Below are 18,421 nucleotides of genomic sequence, written 5' to 3'. Positions count from 1 at the left end.
CGGCGACCGCTCAAACCTACATCTCTTCGGCACAACTGGAGACGCCGATGATCCTCGACGCCGCACGCCTTTCGCTCACCAATCTCTTTGCGCCGGAAACGCGCAACGTCTTCTGGAAGACGCTGGGGCTCACGATCCTGGTTCTGGTCGGTCTCTGGTTTTCGCTGCGGGAACTGTTCGCCTATTATGCCTGGCCGTGGATGGCGGCATTTTTTCCGGATCTGCCGGATTGGACCGGCTGGCTCACCTTCATTGCCGCCATTGCCGCAAGCATTGGGCTGGCGTTGGGACTTGCGCTGCTGATCGCGCCGATCACGGCGCTGATCGCCGGCCTGTTTCTGGACGACGTCGCCGAAGTGGTCGAGAAGCGCGATTATCCGAACGACCCGCCCGGCAAGGCCCTGCCGCTCGGTCAGGCGATCATCGGCTCGATCAAGTTCCTCGGCGTCGTTATCGTCGGCAACATCATCGCGTTGTTTCTGCTGTTCATTCCCGGCATCAACCTGATCGCCTTCTTTCTGGTGAATGGTTATCTGCTCGGACGGGAATTCTTCGAGTTCGCCGCGATGCGGTTTCGCACGCCGACGGAAGCCCGCGCCTTCCGGTCGAAACATTCCTCGACCGTGTTCATGGCGGGCCTCCTGATCGCCTGCTTCCTGGCGGTCCCGATCGTCAACCTTCTGACGCCGCTCTTCGCAGCCGGCCTGATGGTGCATCTCCACAAGGCGATCTCGAAGCGCGATCCGGCGTTCAAGGGTTAGACCGGGCGGACGCTTCGTAGATGGCCGCGAACTCGGCGCTCGGCGGGATCGGCTTGATCACGTCGATCAGCACGCCGTTGGGGTCCGAAGTGATAAAATGCCGCTGGCCGAAATCCTCGTCGCGGAGACTCAGATGGATCGGCAGGCCAGCCGCCTCGAGACGCTCATAGACCGTATCGACATCCTCCAACTCGAAGTTCAAGAGCAGGCCTGAAGCCTTGCCCCGACCGCTTTCCGGGATGGTCTCGTGATTGCCGTCGAGGATCGCGAGCGTCACATGCTCATGCTCCTTCGACTGCAGATGGACATACCAGCCGGTCGAGAAAAGCGGCTCAAAACCAAAGTGTTCGACATAGAACGCAGCCGTTCCGGGAACGTCGTCGGTCATGATGACCGGGTAGTAGCTCGTGACCTTCATGACTTTCGCTCCTACAGCTTCTCAGATACATTCAGTCTGTATGTTTCATAGTAGATACATTCTGTTTGTATGTAAATGGTTTGGAGAACGAAATGCCGCGCAGCAATCGCGAACGTACGGAGGCCACCCGAAATGCTCTTCTGGACGCGGCCAGAGCTCTTTTCGTGGAAAAGGGATATGCCGAGACCGCAACTCCCGACATTGTCGCGGAGGCCCGTGTCACGCGCGGTGCGCTCTACCATCATTTCGAGGACAAGAAGGCGCTGCTGGTCGCCGTGATCGAGCGGGAGGCGGCGGACGTGGCAGCGGAAATAGAGGCGCGATCCGCCGATGCCTCATCCGCGCGGGAGGCGCTGCTGCAGGGGGGCTCCGCCTATTTCGACGCCATGGCCGTGCCGGGGCGCAGCAAGCTGTTGTTGCGTGAGGCGCCGGCCCTGCTGCCGGACGATCCGGCGGAATCGAGCCTCAAGGTCGGACTCATGGACCTGCTTGCCGGATCGAAACTTCTTCCGCTTCTCGATCCGCTGACGGTTCTGGTGGCGGCGGCTTTCGAGCGGGCGGCGATCGCCATCGACAGTGGCGGTAATCGCAAGGATTACGAAGCGGCGATTGCGGCTTTAATCGACGGCCTCAGCCCCGATGAATTGAGGCGGTAGCTCGATCAGCGGCGCCGGTACGTCGCAGGTCTTTTCCGGCGAGCGACAGAGATCGGCGATCACGCAGCGCTCGCATTCCGGCTTGCGGGCCTTGCAGGTATAGCGGCCATGCAGGATCAGCCAGTGATGCGCGTGGAAAAGATATTGCTCGGGGATGACCTTGAGGAAATGCTCCTCGACCTCGTCCGGCGTCTTGCCCTGCGCCATCAGCAGGCGGTTGCCGATGCGGAAGACATGGGTGTCGACGGCGAGCGTCGGGATGCCGAAAGCCATGGACATGACGACATTCGCCGTCTTGCGGCCGACGCCCGGCAGTCGGATCAGCTCTTCACGGGTCCTTGGCACTTCGGAGCCGAATTCCTCGATCAGCATCCGCGACAGCGCGATGACGTTCTTCGCCTTGTTGCGGTAGAGGCCGATCGTCCTGATATATTGGGTGACGCCTTCCTCGCCGAGCGCCAGCATCTTTTCCGGCGTATCAGCGACTTTGAAGAGGGCGCGTGTCGCCTTGTTGACGCCCGCATCCGTCGCCTGGGCCGAAAGCGCCACCGCGACGACCAGCGTGAAGGGGTTCACGTGCTCCAGCTCGCCCTTCGGCTCCGGCCGCTGGACCGAGAAGCGGCGAAAAATCTCCTCCATCTCCGCTTTGGTATAGGCGGATTTGTAACGCCTGGGCTTTCGCGCAGAGCCGTGATTTGACTTTTGCAAAGTGCTGGTGCTGGATTTGGTCTTGGGAGTCGCCATATGCGTCTATAGCCAGCCTGCATGAAGGAATGCAACGTGGACATGCCAGAAGATCGGCCAGTTTTTGCGGCCGAACTCACGCCCCACCGTTCGCTCGGCAAGACCGGGTTCCGCGTCGTATTGGCGTTGTCCGGGGCGGTCTGCCTGATCTATGGCGGCTTCTTCCTGGCGACCGGCGCCTATCCGATTGGCCTCTTCTTTGGATTGGATTTTCTCGCCCTCTATATCGCGCTGAAGATGAGCTATCGTTCCGGCAGGGCGCGGGAGGAAGTCACCGTCTCGCGCACTAATCTGTTAATCCGGAAATTCTCGCCGGCCGGGCGGATGGTGGAGCACCGCTTCAACCCGTTCTGGGCGCGCTTCCGGGTCAGCCGGCACGAGGAATTCGGCATTACCGGCATGTTCGTGGCGGGCGAGGGCCGGTTTACCGATATCGGTTCCTTCCTCAATCCGGATGACCGGGAGAGTTTCGCGAAAGCCTTCAAACGCGCGCTCGCGACGGTGAAACAAAAGATCTAGGACATGCCGCCCAAAGGTGGGAACCGGTTTTGGGATAACGGCATGCAATTCACAGAAGCTCGCAAGAAACGGGTGGTTTCGGCGGAGCCGAAGGAGCATCTATGGGTGAAAGGAGAGATGTCATGAACGCTTTCGCTCAGATCGCCCAACCGGTCACCGACGTGACGCCGGATGGCTCCGATTATGAAACCGTGCGCCGCGTCATCGAGATGATTACGCTCGACTATCGCGACCAGCCGTCGCTGGAAACCATTTCCGCCGAACTCGGCCAGTCGCCGACCCAGTTGCAGAAGGTTTTCACCCGATGGGCGGGGCTCTCGCCCAAAGCCTTTCTGCAGGCGGTGACGCTCGACCATGCCAAGCGACTGCTCGGCAAGGAGGAAATGCCGCTGCTCGAAGCTTCCTACGAGCTCGGCCTGTCCGGCCCCGGCCGCCTGCACGACCTTTTCGTCACCCACGAGGCCATGTCTCCGGGCGAATGGAAGGCGCGCGGCGGCGGGCTGACGATCCGTTACGGCTTCCATCCGTCGCCTTTCGGCGTCGCACTCGTCATGGCGACGGACCGCGGACTGGCGGGCCTTGCCTTTGCCGATCAGAACGGCGAGCAAACCTGCCTCGAAGACATGACCTGCCGGTGGCCGAACGCCGAGTATGTCGAGGACCCCGAAACGACCGCGCCTTACATCAAGCGCATCTTCGACCGCTCGAAATGGTCGTCCGACCAGCCGCTCAAGGTCGTGCTGATCGGCTCGGACTTCCAGGTGCGCGTCTGGCAGAGCCTCTTGAAGATCCCGTTCGGCAAGGCCGTTACCTATTCGGATGTGGCAAACGACATCGGCCAACCGACCGCCAGCCGCGCCGTGGGTGCCGCGATCGGCCGCAACCCCATCTCCTTCGTGGTGCCTTGCCACCGGGCGCTCGGCAAAAGCGGCGCGCTGACCGGCTATCACTGGGGACTGACCCGCAAGCGGGCGATCCTCGGCTGGGAATCGGGGGATGCCTAGGCTTGTGATGAACTGCCGACTTCGTGGCCGGCGGCTTCCCGTGTAACGTTGTGCTCGTCCCGCCCCCCTCTGCCCTGCCGGGCATCTCCCCCACGGGTGGGGAGATCGGCTGGGCGCTTGCTCACCACTTCAAAATTCCACGCCTCCCTCTGCGCCCCGCCTGACTGTTCAGGTTTATTGGGAACGACGGCCGTGCCACGTGTGATCTCCCCACCCGTGGGGGAGATGCCCGGCAGGGCAGAGGGGGTGGAATACTCCGGGTTATATAGAGGACTGGCCCGCAAGCGGGAGATTCTGGGAAGAGGGGAATGCCTGAAAAGGCTGCGCCCCGCTTTCGCGGGGCGGGCATGTGATACCGAAGACAGGGTGACGGGTGCTTGCCCGGTGCCTGATTATCGCGAACGGCAACGGCCGGTCTTGGTCGTTTCCCTGTCGCCGTCATCGTAGGCGATGCCGATCTTTTCGCCGGCCAGGGACGCAATTTTCCCCGGATACCATTTGCCCTGGCCCTGGAAATTGCACTCGACCTTCATGCCGATCGCCCAGTTGTAGGGACGGACATCGGCCAGCGCGACGGTTTCCCGGTCGCCGTCGTCATAACGAATGGTGATCTTGCCGCCCTGCAGCTTCTCGATGACCCCGGGGAACCAGTAGCCGGCTCCCTTATAGTTGCCGAGAACCCAATCGCCAACGGTCTGTGCGCTGGCCGTGAAAGCGCTTGCCAGCAGAAAACCTGCGGCCAAAACCTTAGTATATCTTTTCAATTCATACCCCCAGGGAAACACTTCCCGATTGCCCACGCGCTGTGGTTTACAACGACAGCGCTATATATGCTTGGGGTGCATGAATTATTGCTGAATGAGCGGAGAAATTTATCTGGCGTTAAAGTATTACCACTGGAAAACAGCTTGAGGCTTTCGCGATCCCATAGATCAACCGGATTGTTTTCCAGTGCTGTCTTCTACCTGCTCCAGCCTCAACAGCTCCCTTGCCGCCGTTTCGTCGGTGATCAGCGTGTTGCAGCCGATGCGGCGGATCGTGGCGCGGATCGCAACGGCGCGATGGGCGCCGCCTGAGGAAAGCACGATGTGCCTGGCCTTCTTCAGCGTATCGAGATCGATCGACATCACCCGCTCGTTCAGCGCATGATCGACCGAGCGGCCGTCCTCATCGAGGAAATTGAACATGGTGTCGCAGACACAGCCGGCGGCGATCAACCGGTCCAGCTCGGCCTTGGAGATGAAGCCTTCCGAAAGCGATGTCGAATGCGGGCCGATGTCGCCGCAGCTAACGATCGCAAGATCGAGGTTTTCGGCAAGATCGTAGATCGTCTTCAGCCCGCACTGCTCGATCAGCGCCCGCTTCGTCTTGACCGAGTCGACCAGCAGCGGGGCCAGAAACATGTAACATTCGGCGCCGAGCTGGCCCGCGAACCGCCATGTATAGTCGATCGGATTCGTCTGGTGGACGGCGACGATGCCGCCGAGCAGCGAGACGACCTTGCAATTTTCCCGTCGCGGCGGACGAAAACTAGACAGCGAGGCGGTCATGGTACGACCCCAGCCGACCCCGATCGTCATGTCGTTCTGCACCACTTCGGAGAGGAATTGCCCGAGCGCCAGGCCGACCGCACTCGCCATCGCGGTTGCGCTACCGTCACGCGGCGCCGGCACCACGACGGCCTCGTCCAGTTCGTAAAGCTTTTCCAGCCGGGTCGCGAGTTCGACGCAGGTATCGATCCCCTCGCTGATCCAGATCTGCACTTCCGAGCGCTTCATCGCCTCGTCAAGCATACGGATCACGGTCGAGCGGCTGATGCCGAGACGCTCGGCGACATCTTTTTGCGTCAATCCCTGGTTATAATAGAGCCACGCAGCCCGCAGTCTCAGCGACGCGGCTTCAGAAAAGGCGGTATGGGTCTCGCGTCTGAGCTTGGTCAACGGGCCTCCGAAAAGATCGGGAACAGGTGCTTTGATAATTGGCTCAGATGAAACATATGTCAATTCGGAATGACAAATGTCTTGACTTCTTAACCACGGAAGGTCGATAGTCTCTCTACGCGCCGGAGGAGCAAATTCCCGCGACAGGCGTTCAGGTTATGAGTGGATGACCTAAGTTTCCAACGAGGAATATTCGGATGACGTCGAAACTAGAGCAGCTTCGTTCCATGACCACGGTCGTTGCCGATACCGGCGATATCGAGGCGGTTGCCCGCCTGAAACCCGTGGATTGCACCACCAACCCGACGATCGTCTTGAAGGCGCTCGGCACGCCGATCTTCGCCGACAAGGTGAAGGACGCAATCGCCTGGGGCCGCAAGCAGGGCGGCCAGGACGACGCGGTCGTGTCTGCGGTCGCCGACCGTCTGGCGATCGATGTCGGTGCGGCGCTTGCCGAACTCGTTCCGGGCCGCGTCTCGACCGAAGTCGATGCCGACCTCTCCTTCGATACGGAAGCGTCGATCGCCAAGGCCCATTCGATCATTGCCGCCTACAAGGAGCGCGGCATCGAGCGCGACCGCATCCTGATCAAACTCGCTTCCACCTGGGAAGGCATCCGTGCCGCCGAAGTGCTGCAGACGGAAGGCATCGACTGCAACCTGACGCTTCTCTTCAGCCAGGCCCAGGCAATCGCATGCGCTGAAGCCAAGGTATTTCTGATCTCGCCCTTCGTCGGCCGCATCCTCGACTGGTTCAAGAAGTCGACCGGCCAGGACTACACCGCCGAGACCGATCCGGGCGTGCTTTCCGTCCGCCAGATCTACAACTACTACAAGGCGAACGGCATCTCGACGATCGTCATGGGCGCCTCTTTCCGCAATGCCGGCGAAATCGAAGCCCTTGCCGGCTGCGACCGCCTGACGATCAGCCCGGCGCTGCTCGACGAGCTCGACAAGGATACCGGCAAGCTGGAGCGCAAGCTTTTGCCGGAGACCTTCAAGGCCGAACCGCTGCAGTCGCTGAACGAGAAGCAGTTCCGCTGGATGCTGAACGAGGATGCCATGGCGACCGAAAAGCTCTCCGAAGGCATCCGCGCCTTTGCGAAGGATCTCGTCGCGCTGCGGACCATGGTCCGCAAGGAACTGACGCTCGCTGCCGCCTGATCTGTCTTTTCATCGACCTAAAGAAGAAGGGCTCGTCTCGCGACGGGCCCTTTGCTTTTCAGACCGGTTTTGTGCTGAGGAAGAGGCCGGTTTCCTTGCCGACTTCGAGCACGCCGTTGCCGCACTGGAAAGCGCCTTCGATCACTTCGCGGAAGGCGGCAAGCTGGGTCTCGCTCGCGCCGTCGCCCGGCGGGTAGGATGTCAGCGCCAGGAACACGTCTTCCGGCTCGGTGATCCGCATGCGCGCGGGATGCTGCATGAAGGTGACGTTGCCGAATTGCGCATGCATGATCGCCTGAGCCTTGTCGTATCCGAAGGCCGCTCCGCCCGGATCGACCGGTGGGCTGCCGAGCACGGTCGTCAGGGCGTAGATTTCGCGCATGTTGCCGACGCCGTTGGTTGTCACCGCAAGCACGCCGCCGGGCTTGAGGACACGGAACATTTCGACAATCGCGGCCAGCTGATCAGCCAGGTGATAGAGCATGTGCATGGCGATGACGGCATCGAAGGATGCATCTTCGAAGGGCAAGGCGGCGGCATCGGCCTGGCGACCGGTGACCGATCCGAAGGGCAGGGCGCTGCAGCGCTCCACCGCTTCCGCGACCATGCCGGAAGACTGATCGGCAAGCGTCAGATGCAGGTTCTCGGGCACATCCTGCATGACCGAAGCCCAGAACCAGCCCGGGCCGCAGCCGATGTCGAGCACCTTGTCGTCCGGCTTCAGTGGAAGTTGCCTTGCGACCCAGGGAAACCAGCCGGTTTCGGCGATCGTGTATTCCCTGTTGAGCCGCCCGCGGGCCGCCAGCTTGCGGCTATCGGCATATTGTTCGGCATTGCCCGAAGTGATCGAAGACATGGTTCCTCCCGGTGCGGCGCGTGCTATGGGCTGGAACCTTATACCATGTCATATTCCGCTGTGGAGCGCGGTTTCCCGACGGCCGCAGGCGCGGCCACCGGGACGCTGTTTTCGCGGATCAAGCCGCCTGCGGCACAGGCATCGCCGAACCCGGCTTCCGCAGCAGGAGAACCGAGACGGCGGCGATCATGCACATGACGCCGGCGATCTGCAGCGCGGGCATGTAGGTGTTGAAGTCGCTCTTGAAGAAACCGGCGCCAAAGGCCGCGGTTGCGGCACCGATCTGGTGGCCGGCGAATACCCAGCCGAAGACGAGGCCGGCCTTTTCGCGGCCGAACTTTTCGGCAGCGATCTTGACGGTCGGGGGCACGGTCGCCACCCAGTCGAGGCCGTAGAAGATCGCAAAAACCGACAGCTCCACGAAGCTGAAGCCCGAAAGCGACAGGTAGATCAAGGACAGGCCGCGCAGGCCGTAGAACCAGAAGAGAAGCCAGCGATTGTCGTAGCGGTCGGAGAGCCAGCCGGCAAAGATCGTGCCGAAGAAATCGAAGATGCCGATTACGGCAAGCGTGCTCGCGGCCGTCACCGCAGCCATGCCGAAATCGCCGCAGATCGAGATCCAGTGCGTCTGGATGAGGCCGTTGGTTGAGAGCCCGCAGACAAAGAACGTACCGAACAGAACCCAGAACGTGGCGCTGCCGGCGGCCTCGCGGAGCGCCACGAGCGGCGAGACGAGCGTCGCCAGAAGCTTATGGTCCTGCTTCGGCGGCTTCGACACGGCAGTGTCGCCGAAAGCCGGCAGGCCGACATCGGCGGGATAGTCACGCATCAGGAGAAGCACCAGCAACATCGCCGCAGCAATGACAGCAACAGTGAGCATGAGCGCGGTGCGCCAGCCATAGGCTTCGGTCATGGCGGCAAGGAGCGGCAGGAAGACGAGCTGACCGGTGGCGTTGCTCGCCGTCATCAGGCCGACGACGAGGCCGCGGCGCTGCGAGAACCAGCGGGTCGCGACGGTGGCGCCGAGCACCAGCGCCGTCATGCCGGTTCCGACGCCGATCACCACGCCCCATAACACCACGAGCTGCCAGACCTCGGTCATGAACAGCGAGACGACGAGGCCGCCCATGATCAAGGCGAGTGCGAAGGACACGACCTGCCGGACGCCGAAATGGTTCATGAAGGCGGCGGCGAAGGGGCCGAGCAGGCCGAAGAGGACGAGGCGGACGGCCATGGCCGAGGAGATGTCGGCGATGTCCCAGCCGAATTCCTGGTGCAGCGGCTGGATCATCACGCCGGCCGAGCCCATGGCGCCGGCGGTCGCCAGCATGGTGAGGAAGGTGGTGGCGGCGACCACCCATCCGTAATGAAGATTTCTGCCGGCCATCCATCGGGCGGCGCTCGTGGAGATCATGACTTGTTCCCTTTCCTCGATTGCCGCACCTGCAGCGAATTTTATGGGTATATGCCCGCTTTTGAATAAAAAATCACAGCTCCGCGAGCAGCTGCAGAAGCTGCTTCGTCTTCTCAGGCCCGAGCCGGCCTTCGATATCCTCCTGAACGCCATCCCAAAGGGGCGCGCCTTCCTTCAGCAGCTCGCGGCCCTTCTCCGTCAGTGCCAGCATCGCTTCGCGCTGGTCTTCACCGTGACCGATCGCAACGAGGCCCATGCGCTCCAAGACCTTGGTATTGCGGCCGACCGTCGATCGGTCGAGATCCACCTTGCCGGCAAGCTCGGTCAGCGAGACCGGTTCCAGCCGGTTGATGTTACGCAGCAGGCTGAACTGACCGATATTGACGCCGAGCGGCGCCAGTGCCTCGTCGTAATAGGACGAGACCTTTCGGGAGGCTTGGCGCAGTACGATGCAATGGCAAGTGTCGTTTGGCATAGCTGCGGGTATATACCCGCAGCTATGGTTGCGCAAGGCCAAAGTTCAGATAGCGGCGCGCGGCGTCAGTGTGGTCTTGAGGAAGGCCAGGATGAACAGCGCGGTCATCAGGAGCACAATGGTCGGGGCGGGGGCGCTGTCGATGAGGAAGCTCAGGTAGATGCCGCAAACCGAGGCGCCGACCGCAATCGCTACCGCCGTCACCAGCATGGCCGTGAAGCGGCGGGTGAGCAGGAAGGCAATGGCGCCCGGCGCGACCAGCATGGCGACGGAGAGGATGATGCCTACCGCTTTCAGCGCGCCTACCACGGTCAGGGAAAGCACCGCCAGCAATCCGTAGTGCAGCAATCGCGTCGGCAGGCCGATCGCCTTGGCATGCTGCTCGTCGAAGGAATGGACCAGCAGATCCTTGCGCAGGATCACAAGGAACAAGGTCGCGGCGAGCGAGATCAAACCGGTCTCGATCAGGTCCGAGGGGAGGAGGCCGAGCATGTCGCCGAACAGGATGTGATCGAGATGCACGTCGGACTGCACTTTCACATAGAGCACGAGGCCCAGCCCGAACATGCCGGAAAAGACGATGCCGAGCACCGTATCCTCCTTGATGCGGCTGTTTTCCTTCAGGAAGCCGGTTGCGAGCGCGCAGATCATCCCGGCCACGAAAGCGCCGATGGAGAGCGGGATCGCGAGAATATAGGCGACGACGACGCCCGGCAGCACCGCGTGGGATACCGCATCGCCCATCAGCGACCAGCCCTTCAGCACCAGGAAGCAGGAAAGGATCGCCATCGGCACTGCGATCATCAGCGTCACCACGAAGGCCGATTGCATGAACGGAAGCTGGAAAGGCAGGAGGGCCAGTTCTAGGGTCTCGTTCATGCGGTTTCCTCCAGCGTCTTGCGCAGCCGCCGGCGGGCCGCAAGCATGCCGTGCTTCGGGGCGAACAGGAAGGCGGCGAGGAACAGCGCCGTCTGCAGCACGACGATGATGCCCCCCGTCGCGCCATCGAGGAAGTAGCTCAGATAGGCGCCGACGAAACTGGTGGCGGCGCCGATGACGAGCCCCATCAGGATCAGCCGCTCGAAACGGTCGGTGAGAAGATAGGCGGTGGCGCCCGGCGTCACCACCATGGCGATCACAAGGAAGGCGCCGACGGTTTGCAGCGCGGCGACCGTGGAAGCCGACAGGAGGGTGAAGAACAGAATTTTCAGGAGATCGGGTTTCAGGCCGATGGTGCGGGCGTGGTTCTCGTCGAAGAAGGTCACCATCAGGTCCTTCCACTTCAACGCCAGGATCGCGAGGCTGACGCCGCCGATGATGACAAGCTGGATCGTATCCGCAGTCGTGATGGCGAGAATGTTGCCGAGCACGATCGTCTGGATGTTCACCGACGTCGGCGAGAGCGACACCATGAATAGGCCGAGGCCGAAGAAGGAGGTGAAGATCAGGCCGATGATCGCGTCTTCCTTCAACCGCGTGCGCTGGTTGAGGAACAGCATGGCGCCGGCCGCCAGTCCGCCTGACAAGAAGGCACCGATCGAGAAGGGCAGGCCGAGCATGTAGGCGCCAGCCACACCGGGAACGATCGAATGGGAGAGTGCGTCGCCGATCAGCGACCAGCCTTTCAGCATCAGATAGGCGGAGAGGAAGCCGCAGACGCCTCCGACCAGTGCGCTGACCCAGATGGCGTTCAGCATATAGCCGTAGGTGAACGGCTCAAGGAGCGTCTGGAGCATCTGTCTTCACCGGAGCCTTTTGCTTGCCATTGCCGTAGGTCACGAAGGGCCGTTCGTCGTCGCTGATGACCTTGACCCGGCGTTCGTCGGCATCGTCGTGAAGATCGGAGCCGCCGAGGATGAAGTGGCGCAGCACGCCGCCGAAGGCCAGTTCCAGATTGGCCTCCGTGAACGTGTCCTCCGTCTTGCCATAGGCGAGCACGGTGCCCTTCACGAAAACGGTACGGTCGCAGAAATCCGGCACGCTGCCGAGATTGTGGGTGGAAACCAGCATGACACGGCCTTCGTCGCGCAGCGCCCGCAGAAGTTCGACGATCTGTTCTTCGGTCGTCACGTCGACGCCGGTAAAGGGTTCGTCGAGCAGGATCACCTGTCCTTCCTGGGCGAGCGCCCGGGCGAGGAAGACGCGCTTTCTCTGGCCGCCCGAGAGTTCACCGATCTGGCGCTTGCGGTAGTCTACCATGTTCACGCGCTGCAGCGCCCGGGTGACCATGTCGTGGTCGTGGCGCGAGGGGATCCTGAGAAAATTCATGTGGCCGTAGCGGCCCATCATCACCACGTCCTCCACCAGAACGGGGAAGTTCCAGTCGACCTCTTCCGCCTGCGGCACATAGGCGACGAGGTTTTTGCGGAGTGCTTCCCGGGCAGACATTCCGAGAATTTCGACGGAACCTTCGGTGAGCGTGACGAAGCCCATGATCGCCTTGAAGAGGGTGGACTTGCCGGCACCATTGACGCCGACGAGGGCGGTGATGGTTCCCTTCGGCACGACGAAGCTCGCATGCCTGAGCGCCGTCAGCCCGTTGCGATAAGCGACCGTGACGTTATCCAGTTTCAGTCCGGCGCTTGTCGGCGTCGTCTTGCCCATCATCATTGCGAAAGACCTTTCGCGATTGTTTCGGTGGTCACCCGAAGCAGGTCGAGATAGGTCGGCACCGGTCCGCCTTCCTCGCTGAGCGAGTCGACATAGAGAACGCCCGCATATGCCGCGCCGGTTTCGGAGGCGACCTGCTTCGCCGGTTTGTCGGAAACCGTGCTCTCGCTGAAGATGACCTTGATCTGATGCTTGCGCATCGCGTCGATGACTTCGCGCACCTGCTGCGGCGTGCCCTGGCTGTCGGCATTCACCGGCCAGAGATAGAGTTCCTTGAGGCCGAAATCGCGGGCTAGATAGGAGAAGGCGCCTTCGCTCGTCACCAGCCAGCGGTGGTCTTCCGGAAGTTTGCCGAGCGCATCGCGGATCGGCTGGACCGCGGCGCGGATCTTGTCCGTATAGGCCTTGGCGTTGGCGGCATAGGTATCGGCATGGGCCGGATCGATCTTCGTCAGGCCCTTGCGGATATTCTCGACGTAGATCACCGCGTTTTCCGGCGACATCCAGGCATGCGGGTTCGGCTTGCCCTGGTAGGCGCCGCCGGCGATCGCCATCGGCTCGACGCCGTCGGAGATGGTGACGTTCGGCACATCGCCAAGGTTCGTCAGGAATTTCTCGAACCATTGCTCGAGGTTCAGCCCGTTGCGCAGCACCAGATCCGCATCGCGGGCGCGCAGGATGTCGCGCGGGGTCGGCTGGTAATTATGGATCTCGGCGCCCGCCTTGGTGATGCTTTCCACGTCGGCTGCATCGCCCGCGACGTTCTTCGCCATGTCGGCGATGATGGTGAAGGTGGTGACCACCTTGGGCTTTTCCTGCGCCTGGGCAAAAGCGGGCAGGCCCGCCAGAACGGCTGCGATGAATGCGAATTTGCGGAGAAGCATGCGGTGTTGGACCTCTTGTTGCAATTCATTCGCAATCTAACCTAGTCAGGATTTTGCGTCTGTCAATGCTATTGCAAATCATTCGCAACTAGATGGGTGCCGGAACGGGACGCCCGGCGAGCGCGAGTGGGCGCAAAGGGCGAAAAGAGACGCTGCTGCTTAAACCTTCCTCAAGGAGAATGGAGGAATATGCCGCCGATATTCCATGTGTGTGTTTTGCGTAAAATGGGGTCGATCATGCCGGAGCTCGGTAAGTAATGGGTCTGACGTTCCGGTTCTCGAAAAAGCTCATCCTGATCATGAGCGGCATTGTCGTGCTGGGCGGCGGCAGCGGCGCGGCAGCGGTCTTCGTTGGTGCGGACAAGCTTCTCGGCCCCTCCTATCTGGAGATGAACGGGTTCGAGTGCACCTCTCTGGAGACGATCAAGATCAAGCGCGACCAGCGCTATTGGGTCCGCAAATACGTAACCAGCGAAGAACCCGGCGACGGCATGGCGCGCATCCGCACGGCTCTGAGGGTCGCCCGCGCGGTGCAGGAAAAGGAGAAGGCCGATCTCGTCCAGGTGGCGATGATCGACAAGGCCGGCCCGACGGACCGGGCCTTGATGCGCGGCCGGATGATCGGCGCGCAGGTCATCTATATTCCCGATCCCGGCAAGATGCCGAAGGGGACTGCCGCTTCAGTCTATTCCGCCTATTATCTTGATGGTACCGCCAATGCGAGCGGCGAATATTACGGCATGCGCATCGACCTGCCGGTCGAGGATGTCGAGGCCGTCACGGCGCGGCTGACCGATCATGCCGATTGCGTCGAACCGGCGGCTGCAGTTCCGGAGGGAGCACATGGCGCATCGGCTGATGGGCACGGCGCACCTGCCGGTGGGCACGGCGAGCCGTCGGGCGGACATGGTGAAAGCAGTGGCGGACATGGTGAAGAGCCGGCCGCCGGAGGTCACGACGCGCCCGCCGAAGGGCACGGCGACGAGATCGCAGCCAAGGAAAGCGGTGGTTTGCTGGGTTCCGTAACCGGCATGCTCTTCGGTTCCGGCGAGAAGGCGCCGCCGGCGGAAGGGCATGCTAAGGAAGCCGCTGACCATGCGCCGGCTCCGGCCGATGGTCATGGCGCGCCTGCAAGCGACCAGGCGGCCACCGAAGATCACCGCGATCAGAAGCCCGGCGGCAAAGAGGCTGCAGTGAAGGAGCACGCTGCCGAACCGGCCGCGTCAAAACAGGCTACGAAGGCGGACGATGGTGGTTTCCTGGCTTCTGTGAAAGGAATGATCTTCGGCAGCGGCGGGGCTGAGAAACCCGTCGAAAAGGTGGTTTCGGCTCCAGCTGTCAAAGCTCCTCCTGAACAGCCTGCTCCGGAACCCAGGACTGCCGCGGAAGGCGGCAAGCGCTGGTCGAAGTCAACCGATGCCGACGCGAAACGCTCCGAGCCCACTCCCGCCGAGGCAGCACATGCCGAGGTGGCTACGCCGCCGACCGACGGTTCGAACGGTGCGGATGCCGCCGGCGCTGCATGGCTAGCGAAGATGCGAGGGGAAACCCCTCTGGCCCCGGCAAAAGCTGAAACGCCGGCCGCCGGGCCGGCAACGAAGCCCGCCAAGGCGGATGAGGAAGCGTCGGCAAAACCCGCGAAGACGATGCATTGATATTGCAGCAGCGGCCGTGAGATCGGGCGTCGCCTTCGGCCATATTGCAAGCCTCTCCCACAGCGGGGGAGGCAGACTCGCGGTGGCGGGCGTTCTATCTCCTCATGGGAGACTTCGGAGGCGCGGAACGCCTCCTTCTCCCCATCAAGAAGATAACTCCGATCAATCCGCCTTTGCGCGCCGTGCCGGGAAGAGGATCACGTCGCGGATGGAGGGCGAATCCGTCAGCAGCATGACCAGGCGGTCGACGCCGATGCCCAAACCGCCGGCGGGCGGCATGCCCTGGTCCATGGCGTCGAGGAATTCCTCGTCCAGCTGCTTTTCCTTCTCGCCGCGGGCATGCGCCTGCTCGAGCTGCTCCACCATGCGGCGGCGCTGTTCTTCCGGATCGTTGAGTTCGGAAAACGCGTTGCCGAGTTCCCAGGTGTTGCAATAGGTCTCGAAGCGCTCGACGAGGCGCGGTTCGCCCGGCACTTCCTTGGCGAAGGGCGAGATGTCCTTCGGGAAATGGGTAACGTGGCTCGGCTGGATCAGCGTCGGCTCGACCTTTTCCTCGAAGATGAAGGCGAGGCATTCGCCCCAGGTCCAGTCCTTCTCGACCGCGAAGCCGGCGGCCTTGGCGGCGGTGCGGGCTTCTTCGTCGGTCTTCATCGCAAGGAAATCGATGCCGGTCGCTTCCTTCACGGCGTCGGGCATGGGCACGCGCTTGAACGGGCCCTTGAACGACAGTTCCTTGTCGCCGAACTTCACTTCGGTCGAGCCGTGAATGGTCATGGCGAGCGTCGAGAACATGCGCTCCACGAGGTCCATGATGTCCTCGTAGTCGGCATAGGCCCAGTAGCATTCCATCATCGTGAATTCAGGATTGTGCCGGGTGGAAACGCCTTCATTGCGGAAGTTGCGGTTGATCTCGAACACCTTGTCGGTGAGGCCCGACACCAGCGTGCGCTTCAGGAACAGTTCCGGCGCGATGCGCAGGTACATGTCGAGCTTCAGCGTGTTGTGATGCGTCTTGAACGGCTCGGCGGTGGCACCGCCATAGACCGAATGCAGCATCGGGGTCTCGACTTCCATGAAGCCGTCGTTCTCCATGAAACGGCGGATGCCGGAGACGATGCGGCTTCTCTGCTGGAAGCGGAGCTTGGATTCCTCATTGGTCATGATGTCGAGATGCCGCTTGCGGTAGCGCAACTCGACATCCGACAGGCCGTGCCACTTTTCCGGCATCGGCAGCAGCGACTTGGTGAGCATGACGATCGACTGGGCGTTGATCGTCAACTCGCCGCGCTTGGTGCGACGCACGACGCCGGTCACCCCGATGATATCGCCGATATCAATCAGCGAGAGAAGCGCGCGGGCGTCCTCCGGGGTGGTGTCCTTGTGGGAGAAGATCTGCAGCTTTCCGGAGGCGTCATGGATATCCATGAACATGCCGGAATTGCGCGAGGAATACACCCGGCCGGCGACGGTCACGATGTCCTGCGTCTCGACGTCGGCTTCGAGATTCTTGTACTTCTCGGCCAGTTCCCCGTTGGTCATGGTGCGGTGGAAATGCGCCGGATAGACGTCGCCCACCTTTTCGCGAAGGATTGCGAGCTTCTGCGCGCGCACCTGCGTCGCGTCGGAGGAGAGGGCGGTTTCGGTCGTGTTGTTGTCGGTCATCTCGTTTGCCTTTTCGGCGGCACCGCCGCAGATAAATTGATAATCCGGAGCCCTTGGCCCCCTCACCCTACCCTCTCCCCGAGGGGAGAGGGGACTGGAGTGCGCTGCCGATGCCACAATCCTCTTCTCCCCTCGGGGAGAAGGTGCCGGCAGGCAGATGAGGGGGCTACACCCCTTACGTCCCGCTTCCTACCATGGAAGCCACCACCGTCGCGGCGATCTTCAACCTCTGGCGTACCACCGAGCGGCCGAGGAGCGCCATCGAGTCAAACAGCGGAAGCGAGCGGGAGGATCCGGAAACTGCAACGAAAAGCGGCGGGGTGACGACGCGGAGCTTCTTGCCGAGCTTGTCGGAGATCGCGCGCAGCTCGGCATCGATCGACTCGACATTCCATTCGATCATCTTTTCCAGATCGGCCTGAACGGTCTGCAGGATTTCAAGCGTCTCGGCCGGGGTGGTTTTGAGGCCAGCGAAGGAAGCGGGCGTCAGGCCGACATCGCTCGACAGCAGGAAGCCTGCGAGGCCCGGCAGTTCGCCGAGCTTGGAGATGCGGCTCTGCGAGAGCTTCAGGCCTTCCGTCAGGCGGCTGTTTTCCGAGGCCCATTCGAGCGTGCGGGCAATAAAGTCTTCCGGCGACAGCTTCTCGCGGATCCAGCGGCCGTTCAGCCAGTCGAGCTTCTGGATGTCGAAGATCGCGCCGGCCTTGGAAAGGTTGTCCGGATCGAACTTTTCGGTGAGCTCGTCCATGGTCAGCATTTCCTCGCCTTCCGGGATCTGCACAAAGAACAGGCCAAGGAAGTTCATCAGCGCTTCCGGCAGATAGCCGAGTGCCGAATAATAGGAGATCGAGGTCGGGTTCTTGCGCTTCGACAGCTTCGACTTGTCGGCGTTGCGCATCAGCGAGAGATGCATGAACACCGGCTGCTCCCAGCCGAAATAGCGATAGAGCAGGATGTGTTTGGGCACGGATGCCAGCCATTCCTCGCCGCGCGCCACATGGGTGATCTTCATCAGATGGTCGTCGATGACGTTCGCCATGTGATAGGTCGGCATGCCGTCGGCCTTGATCAGCACCTGCATGTCGACGGAATCCCACGGGATCGACACGTCGCCATAGACGCCGTCGTGGAATTCGCAATTGCCGTCGGTGGGGATCTTCATGCGGATGACGGTGGCTTCGCCGGCCGCCATGCGCGAAGTCACTTCCTCGGCCTTGAGGTTCAGGCAGAGGCCGTCGTATTTCGGCGGCTTGCCGGCGGCGCGCTGCGCCTCGCGCATCTGTTCCAGGCGTTCCGGCGTGCAAAAGCAGCGGAAGGCGTGGCCCTTGTCCAGAAGCTCCTGGCCGTAGGGCTGGTACATCGCCTTGCGGTCCGACTGGCGATAGGGGCCATAGGGGCCGCCGACATCGGGACCTTCCGACCAGCTGAGGCCGGTCCATTTCAGCGCATCCAGAACCTTCTGTTCGAATTCCAGCGTCGAGCGCGTCGCGTCGGTATCCTCGATGCGCAGGATGAAGGTGCCGCCGTGCTTCTTGGCGAAGAGATAATTGAAGAGCGCGATATAGGCGGTGCCGACATGCGGCTCGCCGGTGGGCGAGGGAGCGATGCGGACGCGGGGGCCGGTCGTTGTCATGAATATTGCTCGATCTTGGCGCCTGTG

General features: G+C 61.9%; 19 protein-coding genes. 6 read left to right on the top strand and 13 right to left on the bottom strand.

The features are described 5' to 3' along the window. Positions 1-47: 47 nt before the first annotated feature. The gene (locus C5L13_RS24640) at positions 48-761 is read left to right on the top strand and encodes a sulfate transporter family protein (RefSeq protein ID WP_105386001.1); all 714 of its coding nucleotides are present in this window, start codon (positions 48-50) and stop codon (positions 759-761) included. Here the strand turns inward: C5L13_RS24640 and C5L13_RS24635 are convergent. Beyond that, positions 751-1,179, bottom strand: a complete 429-nt coding sequence (locus tag C5L13_RS24635) for a VOC family protein (RefSeq protein WP_105385914.1) — start codon at positions 1,177-1,179, stop codon at positions 751-753. The genes C5L13_RS24640 and C5L13_RS24635 overlap by 11 nt on opposite strands. A gap of 92 nt (positions 1,180-1,271) precedes the next feature. Between C5L13_RS24635 and C5L13_RS24630 the strand changes: the two genes are divergently transcribed. Further along, entirely contained in the window at positions 1,272-1,835 is a 564-nt protein-coding gene (locus C5L13_RS24630; protein WP_105385913.1) for a TetR/AcrR family transcriptional regulator, read from the top strand. Here the strand turns inward: C5L13_RS24630 and nth are convergent. Then, positions 1,797-2,579: an endonuclease III gene (gene nth / locus C5L13_RS24625; RefSeq protein WP_105385912.1), complete on the bottom strand. Its 783-nt coding sequence runs from the start codon at positions 2,577-2,579 to the stop codon at positions 1,797-1,799. The two genes, C5L13_RS24630 and nth, sit on opposite strands and share 39 nt — an antisense overlap. 21 nt (positions 2,580-2,600) lie before the next feature. Between nth and C5L13_RS24620 the strand changes: the two genes are divergently transcribed. Beyond that, positions 2,601-3,098, top strand: a complete 498-nt coding sequence (locus tag C5L13_RS24620; protein WP_170117319.1) for a DUF2244 domain-containing protein — start codon at positions 2,601-2,603, stop codon at positions 3,096-3,098. Between the two features lie 122 nt (positions 3,099-3,220). Further along, positions 3,221-4,102, top strand: coding sequence for a methylated-DNA--[protein]-cysteine S-methyltransferase (locus C5L13_RS24615; protein WP_105385911.1), 882 nt, complete (start codon positions 3,221-3,223; stop codon positions 4,100-4,102). A 392-nt stretch (positions 4,103-4,494) separates the two neighbouring features. On the opposite strand, the gene C5L13_RS24605 is transcribed toward C5L13_RS24615, so the two are convergent. Then, a complete protein-coding gene (locus C5L13_RS24605) occupies positions 4,495-4,866 on the bottom strand; it encodes a tudor domain-containing protein (RefSeq protein WP_105385910.1) in 372 nt (123 codons plus the stop codon). Between the two features lie 168 nt (positions 4,867-5,034). Further along, positions 5,035-6,042 (bottom strand): sugar-binding transcriptional regulator, encoded by a 1,008-nt coding sequence (locus C5L13_RS24600; RefSeq protein WP_105385909.1) that lies wholly within the window; start codon positions 6,040-6,042, stop codon positions 5,035-5,037. Positions 6,043-6,239: 197 nt separating this feature from the next. On the opposite strand from C5L13_RS24600, the gene tal reads away from it, so the two are divergent. Continuing rightward, on the top strand, positions 6,240-7,205 hold the full coding sequence (gene tal, locus C5L13_RS24595; protein ID WP_105385908.1) for a transaldolase: 966 nt from the start codon (positions 6,240-6,242) through the stop codon (positions 7,203-7,205). Positions 7,206-7,263: 58 nt separating this feature from the next. On the opposite strand, the gene C5L13_RS24590 is transcribed toward tal, so the two are convergent. The 7 genes from C5L13_RS24590 to C5L13_RS24560 all read right to left on the bottom strand — a co-directional run bounded on the left by C5L13_RS24590 (position 7,264) and on the right by C5L13_RS24560 (position 13,444). After that, positions 7,264-8,061 (bottom strand): class I SAM-dependent methyltransferase, encoded by a 798-nt coding sequence (locus tag C5L13_RS24590; protein ID WP_105385907.1) that lies wholly within the window; start codon positions 8,059-8,061, stop codon positions 7,264-7,266. Between the two features lie 118 nt (positions 8,062-8,179). Beyond that, positions 8,180-9,475, bottom strand: coding sequence for an MFS transporter (locus tag C5L13_RS24585; RefSeq protein WP_105385906.1), 1,296 nt, complete (start codon positions 9,473-9,475; stop codon positions 8,180-8,182). A 73-nt stretch (positions 9,476-9,548) separates the two neighbouring features. Beyond that, positions 9,549-9,950: a MarR family winged helix-turn-helix transcriptional regulator gene (locus tag C5L13_RS24580; protein ID WP_105385905.1), complete on the bottom strand. Its 402-nt coding sequence runs from the start codon at positions 9,948-9,950 to the stop codon at positions 9,549-9,551. Between the two features lie 45 nt (positions 9,951-9,995). Further along, the gene (locus C5L13_RS24575; RefSeq protein WP_105385904.1) at positions 9,996-10,829 is read right to left on the bottom strand and encodes a metal ABC transporter permease; all 834 of its coding nucleotides are present in this window, start codon (positions 10,827-10,829) and stop codon (positions 9,996-9,998) included. Then, a complete protein-coding gene (locus C5L13_RS24570; RefSeq protein WP_105385903.1) occupies positions 10,826-11,686 on the bottom strand; it encodes a metal ABC transporter permease in 861 nt (286 codons plus the stop codon). The genes C5L13_RS24575 and C5L13_RS24570 overlap by 4 nt, the downstream gene beginning before the upstream one ends. Continuing rightward, positions 11,667-12,560 carry a manganese/iron ABC transporter ATP-binding protein gene (locus C5L13_RS24565; RefSeq protein ID WP_407070466.1) on the bottom strand — a complete coding sequence of 298 codons (894 nt, stop codon included), beginning with the start codon at positions 12,558-12,560 and terminating at the stop codon, positions 11,667-11,669. Before C5L13_RS24565 ends, C5L13_RS24570 begins: the two co-directional genes overlap by 20 nt. Beyond that, positions 12,557-13,444 (bottom strand): metal ABC transporter substrate-binding protein, encoded by an 888-nt coding sequence (locus C5L13_RS24560; protein WP_105385902.1) that lies wholly within the window; start codon positions 13,442-13,444, stop codon positions 12,557-12,559. The genes C5L13_RS24565 and C5L13_RS24560 overlap by 4 nt, the downstream gene beginning before the upstream one ends. Positions 13,445-13,701: 257 nt before the next feature. Here C5L13_RS24560 and C5L13_RS24555 point away from each other — a divergent pair, with 257 nt between their 5' ends. Further along, positions 13,702-15,099, top strand: coding sequence for a hypothetical protein (locus C5L13_RS24555; RefSeq protein WP_105385901.1), 1,398 nt, complete (start codon positions 13,702-13,704; stop codon positions 15,097-15,099). A 162-nt stretch (positions 15,100-15,261) separates the two neighbouring features. On the opposite strand, the gene lysS is transcribed toward C5L13_RS24555, so the two are convergent. Continuing rightward, complete coding sequence (gene lysS, locus C5L13_RS24550) at positions 15,262-16,761, bottom strand: lysine--tRNA ligase (RefSeq protein WP_105385998.1); 1,500 nt, start codon at positions 16,759-16,761, stop codon at positions 15,262-15,264. 175 nt (positions 16,762-16,936) lie between these two features. Then, positions 16,937-18,394, bottom strand: a complete 1,458-nt coding sequence (gene gltX / locus C5L13_RS24545) for a glutamate--tRNA ligase (RefSeq protein ID WP_105385900.1) — start codon at positions 18,392-18,394, stop codon at positions 16,937-16,939. Positions 18,395-18,421: the final 27 nt, after the last annotated feature.

Origin of the sequence: Neorhizobium alkalisoli (assembly GCF_002968635.1) — a bacterium.
Lineage (GTDB): Bacteria > Pseudomonadota > Alphaproteobacteria > Rhizobiales > Rhizobiaceae > Neorhizobium > Neorhizobium alkalisoli.
The sequence above is the reverse complement of the archived record's forward strand: the minus strand, read 5'-3'. Positions and strand labels throughout refer to the sequence as shown.